Genomic DNA, 15,061 nt, shown 5'->3' on the forward strand with positions numbered 1-15,061 from the left:
ATATTGGCCAGACGCGCCGGCAACTGAATTTTCACAGGAGACTTTTCATGGCACTCATTTCCCTGCGGCAACTGCTGGACCACGCTGCCGAACACAGCTACGGCGTACCGGCTTTCAACATCAACAACCTGGAGCAAATCCTGTCCATCATGCAGGCGGCCGAGAGGTGCGACGCACCCGTCATCCTGCAAGCCAGCGCGGGCGCCCGCAAGTATGCAGGCGAGCCGTTTCTGCGCAAGATGGTGGAGGCGGCGGTGGAGATGTACCCACACATCCCCATCGTCATGCACCAGGACCACGGCGCTTCGCCGGCCGTGTGCCAGCAGTCCATCCGCAGCGGTTTTTCGAGTGTGATGATGGATGGTTCGCTGCTGGAAGACGCCAAAACACCCGCAAGCTACGACTACAACGTGGCGGTCACGCGCGAAGTGGTGAAGTTTGCCCACGCGGTGGGCGTGTCGGTGGAGGGCGAGCTGGGTTGCCTGGGATCGCTGGAAACCGGCGAGGCGGGTGAAGAAGACGGCGTGGGCGCCGAGGGCAAACTCAGCCACGACCAGATGCTGACCGACCCCGAGCAAGCACGCGACTTTGTGGCACAAACCGGCGTGGATGCGCTGGCCATCGCCATCGGCACCAGCCACGGCGCCTACAAGTTCACCCGCCCGCCCACGGGCGACATCCTCGCCATCGACCGCATCGCCGCCATCCACCAGGCCATTCCCAACACCCATTTGGTGATGCACGGATCGAGCAGCGTGCCGCAGGAGTGGCTGGCCGTGATTCGCGAGTTCGGTGGCAACATCAAGGAAACCTACGGCGTGCCGGTGGAAGAGATCGTGCGCGGCATACGGAACGGTGTGCGCAAGGTGAACATCGACACCGACATCCGCCTGGCCATGACCGGGGCCATGCGCCGCACCATGGCACAAACACCGGGCGAGTTCGACCCGCGCAAGTTCTTCAAGGACGCCACCCTGGCCGCGCGCGACATCTGCGTGGCGCGCTTTGAGGCCTTTGGGTGTGCCGGCCAGGCCAGCCGCATTCAGCCGGTGGCCATGGAAAAAATGGTGGCGATGTACGCATGAGCCCCCACGCTCCGCCGCTGCGCGGGTCGCTTCCCCCGAGGGGGCTGACCTGACTTGGGGCGGCCAGGCGCCAGGTTGCCCGGAGGTCAGCCGCGGGCGCGCCAAGCGCCCGCCAGCACGCCCAGGCACAAGGCCATGATCAGCATGAAGTTGAGGAAAGACCAGTTGGCGATCGTCAGGCCCAGGAAGGTCCAGTCAATGGCCGCGCAGTCGCCGCCGCCTTTGAAGATCATGGGGATGGCGCGCTTGAGCGGGAAGGTTTCGATCATCCCGTAGAAGTCGCGCCCGCAGGTGACGATCTCGGGCGGGTTCCACTGCAAAAAGCTCTGGCGGGCGGCCACAAAGGCACCGAACCCGGCGATGAGCACCACCAGGCCGCTGGCGCCCAACGCGGCCTTGCGGCCGGGTATGAACGCCGCCAAGCCGGCCACCAAAGCCACCAGCACCAGCGCATAACGCTGCACGATGCACATCGGGCAAGGCTCCAACCCCTCCACGTGCTGCAGGTACAGGCCAAAGGCCAACAAGGCAATGGCCCCCAGAGCGATGACAGCCAATACGGTTCGGGGGTGCAGGCCCATGCGCTCAAGCAGGCTGGGGTGGTAGGTGGGCAAAGCGGTGGACAAAACGCATTCCTCAGGACAAAACACACATAAGACGGGGCAGGCGCCTGGGCCCACATTGTCGTGCAAGGCGTGGCAGCACTTGAACGCCTGCCCTCCAGAGCCACCGCAGCGCACAAAAGTTCCAGCGCCCGGCGACCGTGCCACCCTCAGCAGCCAAGGGCCGTCCAAAGCTTGCTACAGTCTCGCCACTTCGCATTCCCAAGGATCCCCCATGGCACGCACCGTCAACTGCATCAAGCTCGGCAAAGAAGCCGAAGGCCTCGACTTCCCGCCCTACCCCGGCGAACTCGGCAAACGCATTTATGAAAGCGTCAGCAAAGAGGCATGGCAAGGCTGGCTCAAGCACCAGACCATGCTGCTCAACGAAAACCGCCTGAACCTGGCCGATGCGCGTGCCCGCCAGTACCTGGCACGCCAGATGGAAAAACACTTCTTCGGCGAAGGCGCCGACGCTGCGGCCGGCTACGTGCCGCCTGCCGAACAGTGAAAGTGAACGGGGGCGTCGTCTGCGGGACTGAGGGCGGCAAGCCTGACCTCCCCCGCGTTGACGGCGTCTCCCGTGCTCACACTGGCGCCGAAGGCCTGCAAGAGGCCCGACAGGTTTTCCTCCAGGGTGGCGGTCTGCCGCCCCATTGGCGTGGCCGAGACGCTTTCATCGTGCTTGAAACCCGTTTTGGTCTGGGCCTGAACTTTTTGGCCACCTGGGCCGCCTGGCGCGACGACCCACATCGTCCCCGTTTGCTCCACTACGTGGCAACCGAGGCCCATCCGGCAAGCGCCCAAGACCTCCTCCAGGCGGCCGAAAACTGGCCTGAACTCGCCCCCATGGCGCAAGCCCTTGCCCACCGCTGGTGGGGCCTGCTGCCCGGCACACATCGGATCAGCCTGGACAGTGGCCAGGTGCTGCTGACCCTGGGCATAGCCGACGGCCACGAATGGCTGGCCCATCAGCACTTCTTGGCCGACACGCTGTACCTCAGCAGCATCGATGCCGACCATTCCTCCGGGATGTGGGCGCCAGAACTGATGAGCGCCCTGGCCCGCCGTTGCCGGCCCGGCGCACCGTTCGCCACCTCAACAGGGGCAGAACCGGTGCGTGCGAGCCTGACTGCCCACGGTTTTGTCGTCGAAACTGAGTCAAGGCGGCCAATCGAGCAAGACAGCCTGCACGGTCGCTTTGCACCGCCTTGGTCTGCACACAAGCCGCTGCCCCAACGCCCCCAGTTGACCTCGGCTGTTGTCATTGGCGGCGGCCTGGCAGGTGCCGCGATGGCAGCCAGCTTGGCACGCCGCGGGCACACGGTCACCGTGCTGGACCAAGCGGCACACCCCGCAGCCGGTGCCTCGGGATTGCCTGCAGGTCTGTTTGGGCCCCACCTGTCCACCGACGACGCTTGGCTCTCGCAAATCACCCGCGCCGGCATGCGCTGTACGTGGCAAACCCTGCATGACTACGCCGATCTGGACGGCTCCTGGGGTGCCACGGGCGTACTGGAGCACCGCGTTGGACGTGGTCGCCACTGGCCTCATGCCAACGTTGAAGCCGGCCGCGACTGGACCCGGCCTGCCGACCCCGACACACTGCGCGCAGTCGGCCTACCACCCGACGCGCCTGCCTGGTGGCACGAGCGGGCTGGCTGGATACAACCGGCCGCCCTCGTTCGCGCACTGCTGGCCCAGCCTGGCATCCAATGGCAGGGGCGCTGTCATGTCAGCACCATCACGCGCACGGCCAGCGGCTGGCACGTGTGCGACCCCACGGGCAACACGCTGGCCGAAACCGACTGGCTCATCGTGGCCGCCGGCCCCGCTACCCGCACGCTGCTGGCGGGGCCATTGGCTGCGCTGCGTCCGCAGGGCTTGCCCCTGAACGAGGTGCGTGGTCAGATGACCGGCCAGCTACACGCTGCCCAGACACCGCGCCTGCCCCGCTTCGCCATCAACGGCCACGGCGCGCTGATTCCGCATGTGCCCAGCGCCGAGGGGCCCGCCTGGTACTGCGGGGCCACCTTCGACCGCAGCCGCCAGACCGCACTGCTCGATGCGGCCGACGACGCCGCCAATCTCGCCAAATTGGGCGAGCTGCTCCCGGAACTGGGAGGCGCCTGCGCAAACAGTGCGCGTGCCGAGATGAGCCGCCCCTGGTCGGGCGTGCGCTGCACTGTGGCCGATCGCGTTCCCCTGGTCGGCCCCATCGCACCCCATGCACTGCCCGGCCTGTGGGTGAGCACAGCCATGGGCGCACGCGGCCTGTGCCTGGCACTGCTGTGCGGCGACATTGCAGCGGCGTGGCACGGCCACGAACCCCTTCCGTTGGATGACCGGCTGGCGCGGCACCTCGCCGCTCAGCGTTTCATGCATCAGTTGTGAAGCATCAGGAGGTGCTTACTGACCTCTTGATGCGCAACATCGGAGGCTGGCAGCCAACAGTGACGATGACTACGCGCTCGCTCAAGACGGCACCCGTTCCCAGACGCGCTTGATCCACGTGCAGCTCGCGCGAGTGAATGGTGCCAGGCAGATCTAGGGCCTGTTCACACTATTTTTCCGAGATGCGTTGCGAGTCAAAAAGGCCATGCGCAAGGCGCGAAACGCCGCCGGGGTATGCCCCCGGCAAGGCTTCGCAACGCCGCGCATGGCCTTTTTGGCCGCAACCCGGAGGGAACGGGGTGACAACAGCGCCACTCGTCGTTGCACTCCTAGGCCAGACGCCCAGTCTGGCCGTCGTCGCGCGTCTAGATTGGCGCTGTTGTCACCCCGTTCGCACTCGGAAAAATAGTGTGAACAGGCCCTAATCAGGCCGTCGCAGCCAAACGCGCCAGCAAGGCGTCGCGCTCGGCGCGCAGCGCCTGGTTCTCGGCGGTGAGCTGCTGCACTTGCTGCATCAGCGCCGCCATATCCGGCGGCGCGCCCGCAGGTGCCTCAGCGGTCTCGGCGGCTTCAGCGAGCGCGGTGTCGCGTGGCTTGCGTTTGGCCTCGCGCACGGTTTTGGCGGCCCGCTTCAAGGCCTCGGGGCCGCCTTCTGCGGCGGCCTTTTGCTCCGGCTCGGGCAGGCTGGCCACGGCGGCTGCGGCGCTCAAAGACAGGGTGCCGGACTTCACCGCCTCCACCACCTCGGGCGCGGCCTGCTTCTGGATTTTTTCGATCTGCACCACCTGGCTGCTGCTCAGGCGCGCGGCGCGTGCGATGTCTTCGCGGCTTTTCAAGGGTGCGGGCTCGGGTTGCGGCGTGCGCTCTGCCGCCGCTTCCAGCGCGGCCTCGGTCGGTGGCTCGGCCAGAAACTGGCGCCGCCGCTCGGCCACGATTTCGCGCTTGCGCAGCGCCAGCACACCGCGCTGAAAATCCGACACGCTGCGCCGGCCCAGGTGCTGGTCGATCATCCACAGGTGCACGTCCTCCATCGACTGGAAGCGCGGGTTCTGCACGGTGTTGAAGGGCAGGCCGTGTTTCTGGCAGATGCCATAACGGTTGTGCCCATCCACCAGCAGGTCGCCCCACAACACCAGCGCGTCGCGGCAGCCCTCGGCCAGCAGGCTGCGCTCCAGCGCTTCGTGTTCTTCGGGGGTCAGGGGGTCGATGTAGGCCTTGAGTTCTTCGCTGACGACGATGTTCATGGCAAATGGGGACGGCAAAAGGGGCTGGATTGTAGAGGCCACCCGGCCCGGTAAAATCGCCGCCCCAACGCTTCTTGAACCCCCATGCACTACTCCGTCTCGCACCACAAGCTCAACCAGCTCCTCGCCGCCCAAGGCCTCAAAAGTGGCGACGCCGCCGGCATCGACCAGCTGTTTGGTGGCACCGACGGATACTACTGGTTTGGCACGCTGCGCGACATGTGCCCACCGGGCAAGACCATCATCTGGGACGACCTGTACCAGATGGTCAACGCCATCCAGGCGCACGAGAACGCCACCGCCGAAGAAGACGAGATGAAGCCGATGAAGCCCACGGCGGCGCACATCGCGGCCATCTCCAAGGCGTTGGCCAACCCGCTGTAAGCGCCTCAGGCAGCGCTGGGCATGCCGCCCAGTGCCGCCTGCAACATCTCGATGAAAGCCCGCGTTTTGGCGGGCATGAGTTTGCGCCCCGGGAACACCGCCGACACCGTCACCGTGGGCAGGCACCAATCGGGCAACACGCGCCGCAACAGGCCCTGATGCACGTCGGGCTGGGCGATGTGGTCGGGCACGGCCGCGATGCCGGCACCGGCCCGCGCCAGCCGCATCAGCAGCTCGGGTGCATTCGCGTTGATGCGCCCCGGCGGCAGGCCTTGCCACTGTTGTTCGCCACAGCTCAAGGTCCACGGCAAGGGCTCACCATGGCCCGCCAGCAAGCGCACGGCGCTGTGCCGGGCCAGGTCTTCGGGCGTGGCCGGCGGGCCGAACTCGGCCAGGTACTGGGGTGAGGCGTAGAGGCCGGACGACAACACCGTCAAGCGGCGAGCGGCCAGCAGGCCATCGTCCGACAAGGCGCCGATGCGCAAGGCCAGATCAAAGCCCTCGCCCAACAAATCCACACGGCGCGCCGACAGGTCCAGCTCCAGCTGGATGCCCGGGTGCATGGCCACGAAGGCGGCCATGGGCTCGGCGAGGACGAGGTTGGCGAAGTCGCTGGGCATGGACACACGCAGCCTGCCGCTGGGCGCAGCTTGGCGGCGTTCGCTCAGGGCGGCCACGGCCTCCACCTCCAGCGCCACCTGGCGCGCGTGGTCCAGCAGTTCGCGGCCGAACTCGGTCAGGGTTTGACGCCGCGTGGTACGCAGCAACAGGCGCTCGCCCAGGCGCTGCTCCAGTGCCGCCAAGCGCCTCGAAACGGTGGACTTGGGCAGGCCCATCTTCTCGGCTGCGCGGCTGAAGCTGCCCAGATCGGCCACGCTTGCAAAGATGAGCAAGTCGTTGGGGTCAAGTGCGCCAGGCCCTGATTGCTCCATCATGACAACAATCATATCCATTTTGAGGCATTCCAATGCAGATTGATCCAACCTAAAGTACACCCATCCCAACCACTTTTGAAGGAACGCACCATGAACAAGACCACTCTCAATGCCCTGGACCTCGCCGGCCGCCTGCTGCTGGTGGCGCTGTTCCTGCCCGCCGGCATAGCCAAACTCACCGGCTTTGCCGGCACCGTGGGCTACATCAGTTCGGTCGGACTGCCCCTGCCCAGCGTGGCGGCCGCGCTGGCGGCGGTGGTGGAAATCGGCGGTGCCCTGGCGCTGCTGTTCGGCTTCGGCACCCGCATCGCGGCGCTGGCGCTGGCCGGCTTCACCCTGGTGGCCAGCTTCTTCTTCCACGCCTACTGGGCCGTTCCTGCCGACCAGGCCTTCGTGCAGCAGCTGATGTTCTTCAAGAACGTGGCCGTGACCGGTGGCTTGCTGGTGTTGGCCGCCCATGGCGCCGGGGCCTGGAGCGTGGACGCACGGCGGGCTTAAGTACCCCCCGCGCCGCTTCGCGTCACCCCCGGGGGGCGCACCCGGTGGGCCGGCAAAGCCGGACCCACGGGCGCCCTGGGTTTTGCAGCCTTTTTCAGGAGACTCACATGAGCACACACACCGAACTCGACCACGTCACCCAGTCCCGCACGGTGGAGCGCCTGGTGGCCGGGCAGGCCACCTCGGACGGCGCGGGCGTCAAGCTCAACCGCGTGTTGACGCAGAACCTGCAGCGCCGGCTCGACCCTTTCCTGATGCTGGACGCCTTTGGCAGCGACCAGCCGGACGACTACATCGCCGGCTTCCCCGACCACCCGCACCGCGGCTTCGAAACCATCACCTACATGATCGCGGGCCGCATGCTGCACCGGGACAGCGCCGGCCACGAAGGCCTGCTGCAAAACGGTGGCGTGCAATGGATGACGGCCGGCCGGGGCGTGATCCACTCCGAAATTCCTCAACAGGAATCGGGCGTGATGGAAGGCTTCCAGCTGTGGCTCAACCAACACAGCAGCGAGAAGATGAACCCGCCCTGGTACCGCGACTTCCAGGCCGCCGAGCTGCCCCGGCTGCGCACCGAACAAGGCGTGGACGTGACCGTGATCGCCGGCGACAGCCATGGCGTGGCGGGCGCGGTGACACGCGACATCACCCAGCCGCTGTACCTGGACCTGCACCTGCCAGCCGGCGCGCGCTTTGAGCAAGCACTGCCACCGGGCCACAACGCCTTTGTGTACGTGTACCGGGGCGCGGTGGACATCGCGGGCCAGACCGTGCCCACGCAGCGTTTGGCGATTCTGGCGAACACGCCGGAGGCCGACGGGGTGGTGATCGAAGCGGCTGCAGACGAGGCGCGTGTGTTGCTCATCGCAGGGCGCCCCCTGAACGAACCCATCGTCCAGTACGGCCCTTTTGTGATGAACACGCAGCAGGAGATCTACCAGGCGCTGGGCGATTTCCGCGCCGGCCGGCTGGCGGCCTGATCGGGCTTCAAGCCACCAGGCAACGCGCCACCACGTCCTCGTTCCAGGCCATGCCCAGCCCCGGCCCGCGTGCGGTGACCGCACCGTTCACGGGCACACAGGGTTCTTGCAACACGGGTGCGCCGAAGTCCATGAACTCCAGCCAGTCGCAGGTGGGCGTGACGGCCAGCACGTGGGCACTGGCCTCGATGAAGAGGTGGCTGGACACCGGCATGGACGCGGCACGCGCCAAGCCCATGACGCTGAGCCAGCCGGTGATGCCGCCGATCTTCATGAGGTCGGGCATCATGCGGTCGCAGGCGCCGGCACTCAGGGCCTGTTCGGCGGCGCGCGGAAACCACCAGTTCTCGCCGGTCTGAATGGGCACCGTGGTGGCCGCGCGCACGCGGGCATGGCCCGCCAGGTCTTCGGCCGCCACCGGCTCTTCCACCCACTCCAAGCCGAACGCCTCCAGCGCCCGCACGCGGCGCACGGCCTCCACCGGCTCCAGGCTCTGGTTGTAGTCCACCATCAGTGCCACTCCTTCACCCACGATGGTGCGCACGGCACTCACGGTGGCCAGATCGTGCGCCAGGCTGCCGCCACCGAGCTTGAACTTGATGGCGGTGAAACCCTGGGCCACCGAGGCTTCCAGCGCGGCGGCGTCGCGCGCCGGGTCGATCAAGCCCCAGCTGTCATAGGCGCGCACGGGCCGTGGCTCGCCGCCCAGCAGGCGCACCACGGGCTGGCCGGCGACCTGGCCCAGCGCATCCCAGAAGGCCATGTCCAGCGACGATACCAGCATACCCAGCAGGCCTTGCAAACCGAGCAGACGGAAGGTGCGCTCCAGCCGTTGCTGCAAGGCCAGCGGCACCACCGGCTGGCCTTTGAGCACAGGCGTGACCTGCGCCACCAGGGCCATGAGCGGCTTGAGCATGAGCGGCGTGTAGGCAAACAGGTAGGCGCGGCCGGTGATGCCTTCTTCGGTCAACACATCCAGCAACACCAGAGGCGAGGCCTCGATGGCGCCAGACGCGGTGCGTATGGGCCGTGCCAGCGGCGCGATGACGGCACGCGCGCGGATGTCGCGCAAGGTCAATGGGCTCATGTCACGCTCCCGTTGTCTGCAGAGGCCACCGGCACCGGCCCAAGGTACCGCGCGATGTCCACGTGGTCGATCTGCTCGGGCAGCAGGTACTGCTGGGCGTAGCGCAGGTAGATGCCGGAGGTGAGGAAGAGGTCGAACAACACCGGGTCGATGTGGCGGCGGCGCTTGAAGCCGTAGAGGATGCGCACCGATTCGGACAGGGTTTTGGCCTTTTTGTAGGGCCGGTCGCGCGCGGTGAGGGCCTCGAACACGTCGGCAATGGCCATGATGCGCGAGGGCACCGACAGTTCTTTTTCGGTCAGGCGGCGCGGGTAGCCGGTGCCAATCAAGGTTTCGTGGTGGGTGCCCGCGTACTCGGGCACGCGCTTGAGGTTGTAGGGCAGCGGCATGTTCTCCAGCATCACGATGGTCTGGATGATGTGCTCGTTGATCTTGAAACGTTCTTCTTCGGTCAGCGTGCCGCGTGCGATGGACAGGTTGTAGACCTCGCCGTGGTTGTAGAGGTGTTCGGGCACCTTGAGGGTGAATCCGTAGCGGCTGTCGAGTGCGGCCGTGGGAGGGCGCTCGAACAGGTGATGTGCCTTGTCGGCCAACAAGAATTCTTGTGCGGGCAGGGCTTGCGCCGGTTCACGTTCGTGGCGCGCCAGCTCGTCGTGGGCCAGGCCCAGGCGGTCGTCGAAGTGGCGCATCCAGGTGGCCTGGGCGATGGTGCGCAGCCGCTCCACCTTGTCGGGGGCCATGAATTCGCTGCCCAGGTTGCATTCGGCCACAAAAGCAAAGTCCGACAGCAGTTGTGCCTGCCGCGCCTCGAACCCGCGTTGGGCCGCGTCGGCCTGCGTGGGGTCGGCCAGCGTGGCCTCCAGGCATTCGATGCGGGCGTCGCGCAGCAGCACCTCGAAGCGCGTGCGTATCTCATGGATGCGGTTGCAGATGGTCTCCAGCTTGGTGGCCTTGTCCACCACAAACTCGGGCGTGGTGACCTTGCCGCAGTCGTGCAGCCACGCGCCGATGCGGAACTCGCGCCACTCCTCTTCGGTGTGGAAGGCGAAGTCGGCCAGGGGGCCTTCTTTCATGTCGCTGGCCTCGCGCGCCAGCATGAAGGCCAGCTGGGGCACCCGCTCGCAATGCCCGCCGGTGTAAGGGCTTTTGGTGTCGATGGCGCCGGCCAGGATCTGGATCATGGCGTCGAGCAGGGCTTTCTGGGCGCCAAAAAGATTCTGGTTTTCGAGTGCCACCGCCGCCTGCGCCGCCAGGGCCTCAACGAAGCTGACGATGTCCGGCTCGAAAGGGATGACCTCGCCGGTTTTGGGGTCCATCGCGTTCATGAGCTGGACCAAGCCCAGCACCTGGCCTTCGCGCGCCTTGAGCGGCACGCTGAGGGTGGAGACGACCCGCATGCCGGACGACTCGCTGAAACGTTTGGTGCCGCTGACATCGAAGCGGGTTTCGCTGTAGATGTCGTCGATGACCACCGTCTCGCCGGTGAGCACCACGTGGGTAGCCACGTAGCGGTGGTCTGGGTGGCCGTTGATGTCGTAGAGCGCCAACTCGGTCGCGGGCAACGCGTCGTCGCTGGTGCGCAGCGCAAACCTCAAGGTGTTGCGTTCGGTCTTGAGGAACAGGGTGGCGGCCTGGCAATGCGCAATTTCACGCGCCCCGAACAGCGCCGAGTGCAACAGGGCCGCACGGTCTTGTTGGCGACCCAGCTCAATGCCGGTTTCCACGATGCGCGAGAGTTTGGCCTGCGCCAGCTCCAGCGCCGCCGTGCGCTCCTTGACCGAGCGGTGCATGACGGTCTGTGCCTCGCCCAGCGCGTTGATCTCGTACAAGTAGGAGTGCTCTTCGGTCGGCTCGGCCGAAAAGTCCATGGCGCGCAGTCGTTCGGAGTTCTGCGCCATGCGCCCGAGCGAACGCGCGATGCCACGGGTTCCCACCAGGGCGATGGGCACCAGCACCAGCAGCAGCAGGCTGGTGACCAGCAACACGTCGCGCCGCGCCTGGTCCACCGGCGCGGTGTAGTCGGTCACAGGTGCCCACGACACAACCTGGTAGCGGCTGCTGCCGGCCACCTGCAACCGGCGCAGCACCATCAGGTGGGGCTCGCCCGCGAGGTCCACGAACTGCGCGCGGTCGGGTGGCAGATCGCCCATCAGGCCGGACACGGCCGCCGCTTTGGGGCTGCCGGTTTCGGCCAACGGCGGCAGCCGAAGGTCGTTTTGGGCCAGCCGTGAAGAACCCGTGGCGTGCGCGGCCAGCAGCCGCCCCGCTTCGTCCACCACGCCCAGAAAGGCGTTGTCGCTGATGGCATAGCCCGCCAACACACCCGGCAGGCTGTCGAGGCTGATGTCCACCCCATAGGCGCCCTGGCCACGTGGCAAGGCGGCCGAGATGGTCAGCCCCTCGCGCTCGGTGGAGGCAAACACGTAGGGCGCGGTCACCGAGGCCTGGGAGGCGCGCAAAGCGCCCTGGTACCAGGGACGGTCCAGCGGGGTGTAGCGCGCCGCCACCCGGCGTTCGCCCAGGGTCTGATCCGCTCGGTCGAGAAACCACCACTGCTCGTGGCGTGTACCCGTGGCGTCGGCCTGGATGACCCGCACCGCCAACTCGGTGCCAGCGGGTGCATCCAAAGCCTACAGCGTGGCCGCGTGCCCACGCACGCCGATGGCCTGCAGAAAGTCGCCGTTGGACAGGCCCAGGTATTCGCCGTAGACACCGGGGTTTTCGCGCACCGACTTTTTCAGCACCGCGACCATGGACGCCACCGGCCCAGCTTGGCGGGCCAGCACATCGGACACGTCGGCCGCGGCCAGCGCGCTGGCGCGCCGGGCGTGTGCGTCCAGACTCAGTTGCAGGTGCTCGGCAATGCCTTGGGTGATCAGTTCGAAACGGTCGGTGGCGCCACGCTGCGCGGTTTCGCGGAACTTGCCAAACACCGTGCCCAAGAACACCAAAGCCAGCAGCAACACCAGTGCGCTGGCTGAGAGCACGATCCACTGCTGAAATTTGATGGTGGTTTTACCGAACATCCACGGCCTCTCCCGGGCAAAAACACAGCCTACCACCGGAGAAGCCCCACATTGTTGAGATTATTGACAATCTCAGAATGCTTCGTTTACCATCGTGAACATTCATACACTTGCTTGTTTCGATGTCCGACCACAAACACCTCGACGCCTTGCGCATGTATTGGCGCGAACACAAGGCGTTCCCCTCCATGGCCAAACTTGCCGATGTGCTGGGCCTGGCCTCGGCGGGTGGGGTGTTCAAAGTGGTGGGGCGGCTGGTGGACGCCGGGTTTCTGGAGCGTGTGGAAGGTCGCATCGCCCCCACCCGCGACTTTTTTGCGCTGCCGGTGCTGGGCAAGGTGCGCGCCGGCCTGCCCCAGATGGAGGACCAGAGCGCTGGACAGGAGATGGTGGGTATCGAGGACTACCTGATCCGCCACCCGGAACGCACGGTGTTGTGCCGCGTGCGCGGTGAATCGATGCGCGACGCCGGCCTGCTGGACGGCGACATGGTGGTGGTGGAACGCAACCGCCCCACCAAACCCGGCGACATGGTGGTGGCGCTGGTGGACAACGAAATGACCGTGAAGTACCTGCACCCCTTGCCCGGTCAAGGGGGATGGGTGCTCAAACCCGCCCACCCCGACTACCCCGACATCCTGGCGCGCGAGTCGCTGGAGGTGGTGGGTGTGGTGGTGGGCATGTTCCGGCAAATGGGCCGCTGAGGCGGCCACCCACGTTTTCACGAGTGAGGTTTCCATGACGATCAAAGCCATTTTCCGCAGACTCACCGGCCGGGGCGGCGCCCTCAACCGCGCCAAGACCACCCGCGAGATCTGCCAGCTCAATGTGTTGGCCGCTGGTGCGCGGGTGTCGGTGTACGAGCTGGATTGACGGATGCCCCCCCGCGCCGCCTTCGGCGTCACCCCCCAGGGGGCGATGCCAGCCGACTGGCAGAGCCAGATCGGCGGCATCCCCGGCTGGGCTGCTGCATGCGTGGCGGGTAGGTGAACGCGACAAAAACTTGCACCCACCTCGGGCACAGTGGTACGATGTCTTATAACTAACCACATCACCCATCCCGGGGAGACACCGACCATGAGACCCAATCGCCTGCGTTCGTTGTGGCAATCCGGAGGGGCGGCCGTGAATGGCTGGCTGGCCATTCCGAACAGCTTCTCGGCCGAAACCATGGCCCACCAGGGCTGGGACACGCTGACCATCGACATGCAGCACGGCCTCGTGGATGAAGGCGCGCTGTTGCCCATGTTGCAGGCCATCTCCACCACCACCACCGTGCCGGTGGTGCGGGTGCCCTGGCTGGCGCCGGGCATCCTCATGAAGGCGCTGGACGCCGGTGCCTATGGCGTCATCTGCCCCATGGTCAACACCCGTGACGACGCCGAAAAACTGGTCGCCTGGACCCACTACGCACCGCGCGGGGTGCGCAGCTTTGGCCCGGTGCGCGCCAACCTTTACGGTGGCGCCGACTACGCGCAGCACGCCAACGACACCATCGTCACCTTCGCCATGATCGAAACCGCGCAGGCGCTGGACAACCTGGAAGACATCCTCTCGGTGCCCGGGCTGGACGCGGTCTACATCGGCCCCTCCGACCTGTCGCTGTCCTTGGGTTGCACGCCCACCTTCGACGACGTGGACCCGCCCGCCGCCGAAGCCATTGCCCACATCCTCGCGCGCGCGAAGGCACATGGCCTGGTGGCCGGCATACACAACGGCAGCACCGCTGCGGCACTCAAGCGCATCGCCATGGGCTTCCAGTTCGTCACCGTCGGCTCCGATGCACGCCTGCTGGCCGCCGGCGCCCAACAGGTGGTGCGCGACATGCGCGGCGCCCAGCCCACAGCCCCGGGCAGCGGCTACTGAGCCGACGCCCCCCGTTCCACCCCCATTTCTTGCAAGGAGTTTGTTCATGAAGATCGGATTCATTGGCCTGGGCATCATGGGTGCGCCCATGGCCGGCCACCTGCTCGCCGCCGGCCACACCCTGTTTGTGCGCACCCGCAGCCAAGTGCCCGCCGCCTTGTCGGGCGCCACCGTGTGCGCCACCAGCGCCGACGTGGCGCGTGCCGCCGACATCGTGTTTCTCATGCTGCCCGACACCCCCGATGTGGAGACCGTGTTGTTCGGCGAACAGGGCGTGGCCCACGGCCTGAGCGCTGGCAAGGTGGTGGTGGACATGAGCTCCATCTCGCCCATGGAAACCCAGCGCTTCGCCAAGCGCATCAACGCACTGGGCTGCGAGTACCTCGATGCGCCGGTGTCGGGCGGTGAGGTCGGCGCCAAGGCCGCCAGCCTGACCATCATGGTCGGCGGCAGCGAAGCCACCTTCGAACAGGTGAAACCGCTGCTGGAGCTGATGGGCAAAAACATCACCCTGGTGGGCGGCAACGGCGACGGCCAGACCACCAAGGTGGCCAACCAGATCATCGTGGCGCTCAACATCGCCGCCGTCAGCGAAGCGCTGGTGTTTGCCAGCAAGGCCGGCGCCGACCCGGCCAAGGTGCGCCAGGCGCTGATGGGCGGTTTTGCCGCCAGCCGCATCCTGGAGGTGCACGGCGAACGCATGATCAAGCGCACCTTCAACCCGGGCTTCCGCATCAAACTGCACCAGAAGGACCTGAACCTGGCGTTGCAAGGCGCACGCGAACTGGGCGTGGCCCTGCCCCAAACCGCCAACGCCGCACAAATGATGCAAGCCTGCGCCGCTCAGGGCCTGGCCGACATGGACCACTCCGCCCTCGTACAAGCCTTCGAAAAGCTGGCCGACCACCCTGTGGCATGACCAGCCCCCCCGCGCCGCTTCGCGTCACCCCCCAGGGG

General features: G+C 66.5%; 16 protein-coding genes. 10 read left to right on the plus strand and 6 right to left on the minus strand.

Annotation, left to right across the window (positions count from 1 at the left end; genetic code table 11):
* Nucleotides 1-47: 47 nt before the first annotated feature.
* The gene (gene fba, locus ACFQU0_RS10950; RefSeq protein WP_382200658.1) at nucleotides 48-1,085 is read left to right on the plus strand and encodes a class II fructose-bisphosphate aldolase; all 1,038 of its coding nucleotides are present in this window, start codon (nucleotides 48-50) and stop codon (nucleotides 1,083-1,085) included.
* 86 nt (nucleotides 1,086-1,171) lie between these two features.
* On the opposite strand, the gene ACFQU0_RS10955 is transcribed toward fba, so the two are convergent.
* Nucleotides 1,172-1,666, minus strand: a complete 495-nt coding sequence (locus tag ACFQU0_RS10955) for a disulfide bond formation protein B (protein WP_382200781.1) — start codon at nucleotides 1,664-1,666, stop codon at nucleotides 1,172-1,174.
* Between the two features lie 256 nt (nucleotides 1,667-1,922).
* Here ACFQU0_RS10955 and ACFQU0_RS10960 point away from each other — a divergent pair, with 256 nt between their 5' ends.
* Together ACFQU0_RS10960 and mnmC1 are read left to right on the plus strand one after the other, a co-directional pair.
* Nucleotides 1,923-2,198 carry an oxidative damage protection protein gene (locus ACFQU0_RS10960; RefSeq protein WP_382200660.1) on the plus strand — a complete coding sequence of 92 codons (276 nt, stop codon included), beginning with the start codon at nucleotides 1,923-1,925 and terminating at the stop codon, nucleotides 2,196-2,198.
* Nucleotides 2,199-2,368: 170 nt separating this feature from the next.
* The gene (gene mnmC1, locus ACFQU0_RS10965; protein WP_382200662.1) at nucleotides 2,369-4,081 is read left to right on the plus strand and encodes an FAD-dependent 5-carboxymethylaminomethyl-2-thiouridine(34) oxidoreductase MnmC1; all 1,713 of its coding nucleotides are present in this window, start codon (nucleotides 2,369-2,371) and stop codon (nucleotides 4,079-4,081) included.
* Nucleotides 4,082-4,506: 425 nt separating this feature from the next.
* Here mnmC1 and ACFQU0_RS10970 read toward each other — a convergent pair whose 3' ends face one another.
* Nucleotides 4,507-5,325, minus strand: coding sequence for a ParB N-terminal domain-containing protein (locus ACFQU0_RS10970; protein WP_382200664.1), 819 nt, complete (start codon nucleotides 5,323-5,325; stop codon nucleotides 4,507-4,509).
* 84 nt (nucleotides 5,326-5,409) lie between these two features.
* On the opposite strand from ACFQU0_RS10970, the gene ACFQU0_RS10975 reads away from it, so the two are divergent.
* Nucleotides 5,410-5,709 carry a hypothetical protein gene (locus tag ACFQU0_RS10975; protein WP_382200666.1) on the plus strand — a complete coding sequence of 100 codons (300 nt, stop codon included), beginning with the start codon at nucleotides 5,410-5,412 and terminating at the stop codon, nucleotides 5,707-5,709.
* 5 nt (nucleotides 5,710-5,714) lie between these two features.
* Here ACFQU0_RS10975 and ACFQU0_RS10980 read toward each other — a convergent pair whose 3' ends face one another.
* Nucleotides 5,715-6,662, minus strand: a complete 948-nt coding sequence (locus tag ACFQU0_RS10980; protein WP_382200667.1) for a LysR family transcriptional regulator — start codon at nucleotides 6,660-6,662, stop codon at nucleotides 5,715-5,717.
* 72 nt (nucleotides 6,663-6,734) lie between these two features.
* Here ACFQU0_RS10980 and ACFQU0_RS10985 point away from each other — a divergent pair, with 72 nt between their 5' ends.
* Nucleotides 6,735-7,142, plus strand: a complete 408-nt coding sequence (locus ACFQU0_RS10985) for a DoxX family protein (protein ID WP_382200669.1) — start codon at nucleotides 6,735-6,737, stop codon at nucleotides 7,140-7,142.
* Nucleotides 7,143-7,249: 107 nt separating this feature from the next.
* Nucleotides 7,250-8,125, plus strand: coding sequence for a pirin family protein (locus tag ACFQU0_RS10990; RefSeq protein WP_382200671.1), 876 nt, complete (start codon nucleotides 7,250-7,252; stop codon nucleotides 8,123-8,125).
* Between the two features lie 7 nt (nucleotides 8,126-8,132).
* Here ACFQU0_RS10990 and ACFQU0_RS10995 read toward each other — a convergent pair whose 3' ends face one another.
* From ACFQU0_RS10995 to ACFQU0_RS11005, 3 genes are read right to left on the minus strand one after another with little or no spacing between them, the layout of a single operon-like run.
* Entirely contained in the window at nucleotides 8,133-9,212 is a 1,080-nt protein-coding gene (locus tag ACFQU0_RS10995) for an enolase C-terminal domain-like protein (protein WP_382200673.1), read from the minus strand.
* Nucleotides 9,209-11,839: an HD domain-containing phosphohydrolase gene (locus tag ACFQU0_RS11000; protein WP_382200675.1), complete on the minus strand. Its 2,631-nt coding sequence runs from the start codon at nucleotides 11,837-11,839 to the stop codon at nucleotides 9,209-9,211. Before ACFQU0_RS11000 ends, ACFQU0_RS10995 begins: the two co-directional genes overlap by 4 nt.
* 3 nt (nucleotides 11,840-11,842) lie before the next feature.
* Nucleotides 11,843-12,238, minus strand: coding sequence for a hypothetical protein (locus tag ACFQU0_RS11005; RefSeq protein ID WP_382200676.1), 396 nt, complete (start codon nucleotides 12,236-12,238; stop codon nucleotides 11,843-11,845).
* 122 nt (nucleotides 12,239-12,360) lie between these two features.
* On the opposite strand from ACFQU0_RS11005, the gene ACFQU0_RS11010 reads away from it, so the two are divergent.
* The 4 genes from ACFQU0_RS11010 to ACFQU0_RS11025 all read left to right on the plus strand — a co-directional run bounded on the left by ACFQU0_RS11010 (nucleotide 12,361) and on the right by ACFQU0_RS11025 (nucleotide 15,023).
* Nucleotides 12,361-12,942, plus strand: a complete 582-nt coding sequence (locus tag ACFQU0_RS11010) for a LexA family protein (RefSeq protein WP_382200678.1) — start codon at nucleotides 12,361-12,363, stop codon at nucleotides 12,940-12,942.
* Nucleotides 12,943-12,976: 34 nt separating this feature from the next.
* Entirely contained in the window at nucleotides 12,977-13,111 is a 135-nt protein-coding gene (locus ACFQU0_RS11015) for a hypothetical protein (RefSeq protein WP_382200680.1), read from the plus strand.
* 204 nt (nucleotides 13,112-13,315) lie between these two features.
* On the plus strand, nucleotides 13,316-14,104 hold the full coding sequence (locus ACFQU0_RS11020) for an HpcH/HpaI aldolase family protein (RefSeq protein WP_382200682.1): 789 nt from the start codon (nucleotides 13,316-13,318) through the stop codon (nucleotides 14,102-14,104).
* A 46-nt stretch (nucleotides 14,105-14,150) separates the two neighbouring features.
* Nucleotides 14,151-15,023: a 2-hydroxy-3-oxopropionate reductase gene (locus ACFQU0_RS11025; RefSeq protein ID WP_382200684.1), complete on the plus strand. Its 873-nt coding sequence runs from the start codon at nucleotides 14,151-14,153 to the stop codon at nucleotides 15,021-15,023.
* Nucleotides 15,024-15,061: the final 38 nt, after the last annotated feature.

The organism is Hydrogenophaga defluvii (genome assembly GCF_042665235.1).
GTDB lineage: Bacteria > Pseudomonadota > Gammaproteobacteria > Burkholderiales > Burkholderiaceae_C > Hydrogenophaga > Hydrogenophaga defluvii_A.

Excerpts from the sequence above, each read along its gene's own strand:
- fba (WP_382200658.1), top strand. The coding sequence starts at position 48 with ATGGCACTCATTTCCCTGCGGCAACTGCTGGACCACGCTGCCGAACAC.
- ACFQU0_RS10955 (WP_382200781.1), bottom strand. The coding sequence starts at position 1,666 with ATGGGCCTGCACCCCCGAACCGTATTGGCTGTCATCGCTCTGGGGGCC.
- ACFQU0_RS10960 (WP_382200660.1), top strand. The coding sequence starts at position 1,923 with ATGGCACGCACCGTCAACTGCATCAAGCTCGGCAAAGAAGCCGAAGGC.
- ACFQU0_RS10970 (WP_382200664.1), bottom strand. The coding sequence starts at position 5,325 with ATGAACATCGTCGTCAGCGAAGAACTCAAGGCCTACATCGACCCCCTG.
- ACFQU0_RS10975 (WP_382200666.1), top strand. The coding sequence starts at position 5,410 with ATGCACTACTCCGTCTCGCACCACAAGCTCAACCAGCTCCTCGCCGCC.
- ACFQU0_RS10980 (WP_382200667.1), bottom strand. The coding sequence starts at position 6,662 with ATGGATATGATTGTTGTCATGATGGAGCAATCAGGGCCTGGCGCACTT.
- ACFQU0_RS10985 (WP_382200669.1), top strand. The coding sequence starts at position 6,735 with ATGAACAAGACCACTCTCAATGCCCTGGACCTCGCCGGCCGCCTGCTG.
- ACFQU0_RS10990 (WP_382200671.1), top strand. The coding sequence starts at position 7,250 with ATGAGCACACACACCGAACTCGACCACGTCACCCAGTCCCGCACGGTG.
- ACFQU0_RS10995 (WP_382200673.1), bottom strand. The coding sequence starts at position 9,212 with ATGAGCCCATTGACCTTGCGCGACATCCGCGCGCGTGCCGTCATCGCG.
- ACFQU0_RS11005 (WP_382200676.1), bottom strand. The coding sequence starts at position 12,238 with ATGTTCGGTAAAACCACCATCAAATTTCAGCAGTGGATCGTGCTCTCA.
- ACFQU0_RS11010 (WP_382200678.1), top strand. The coding sequence starts at position 12,361 with ATGTCCGACCACAAACACCTCGACGCCTTGCGCATGTATTGGCGCGAA.
- ACFQU0_RS11015 (WP_382200680.1), top strand. The coding sequence starts at position 12,977 with ATGACGATCAAAGCCATTTTCCGCAGACTCACCGGCCGGGGCGGCGCC.
- ACFQU0_RS11020 (WP_382200682.1), top strand. The coding sequence starts at position 13,316 with ATGAGACCCAATCGCCTGCGTTCGTTGTGGCAATCCGGAGGGGCGGCC.
- ACFQU0_RS11025 (WP_382200684.1), top strand. The coding sequence starts at position 14,151 with ATGAAGATCGGATTCATTGGCCTGGGCATCATGGGTGCGCCCATGGCC.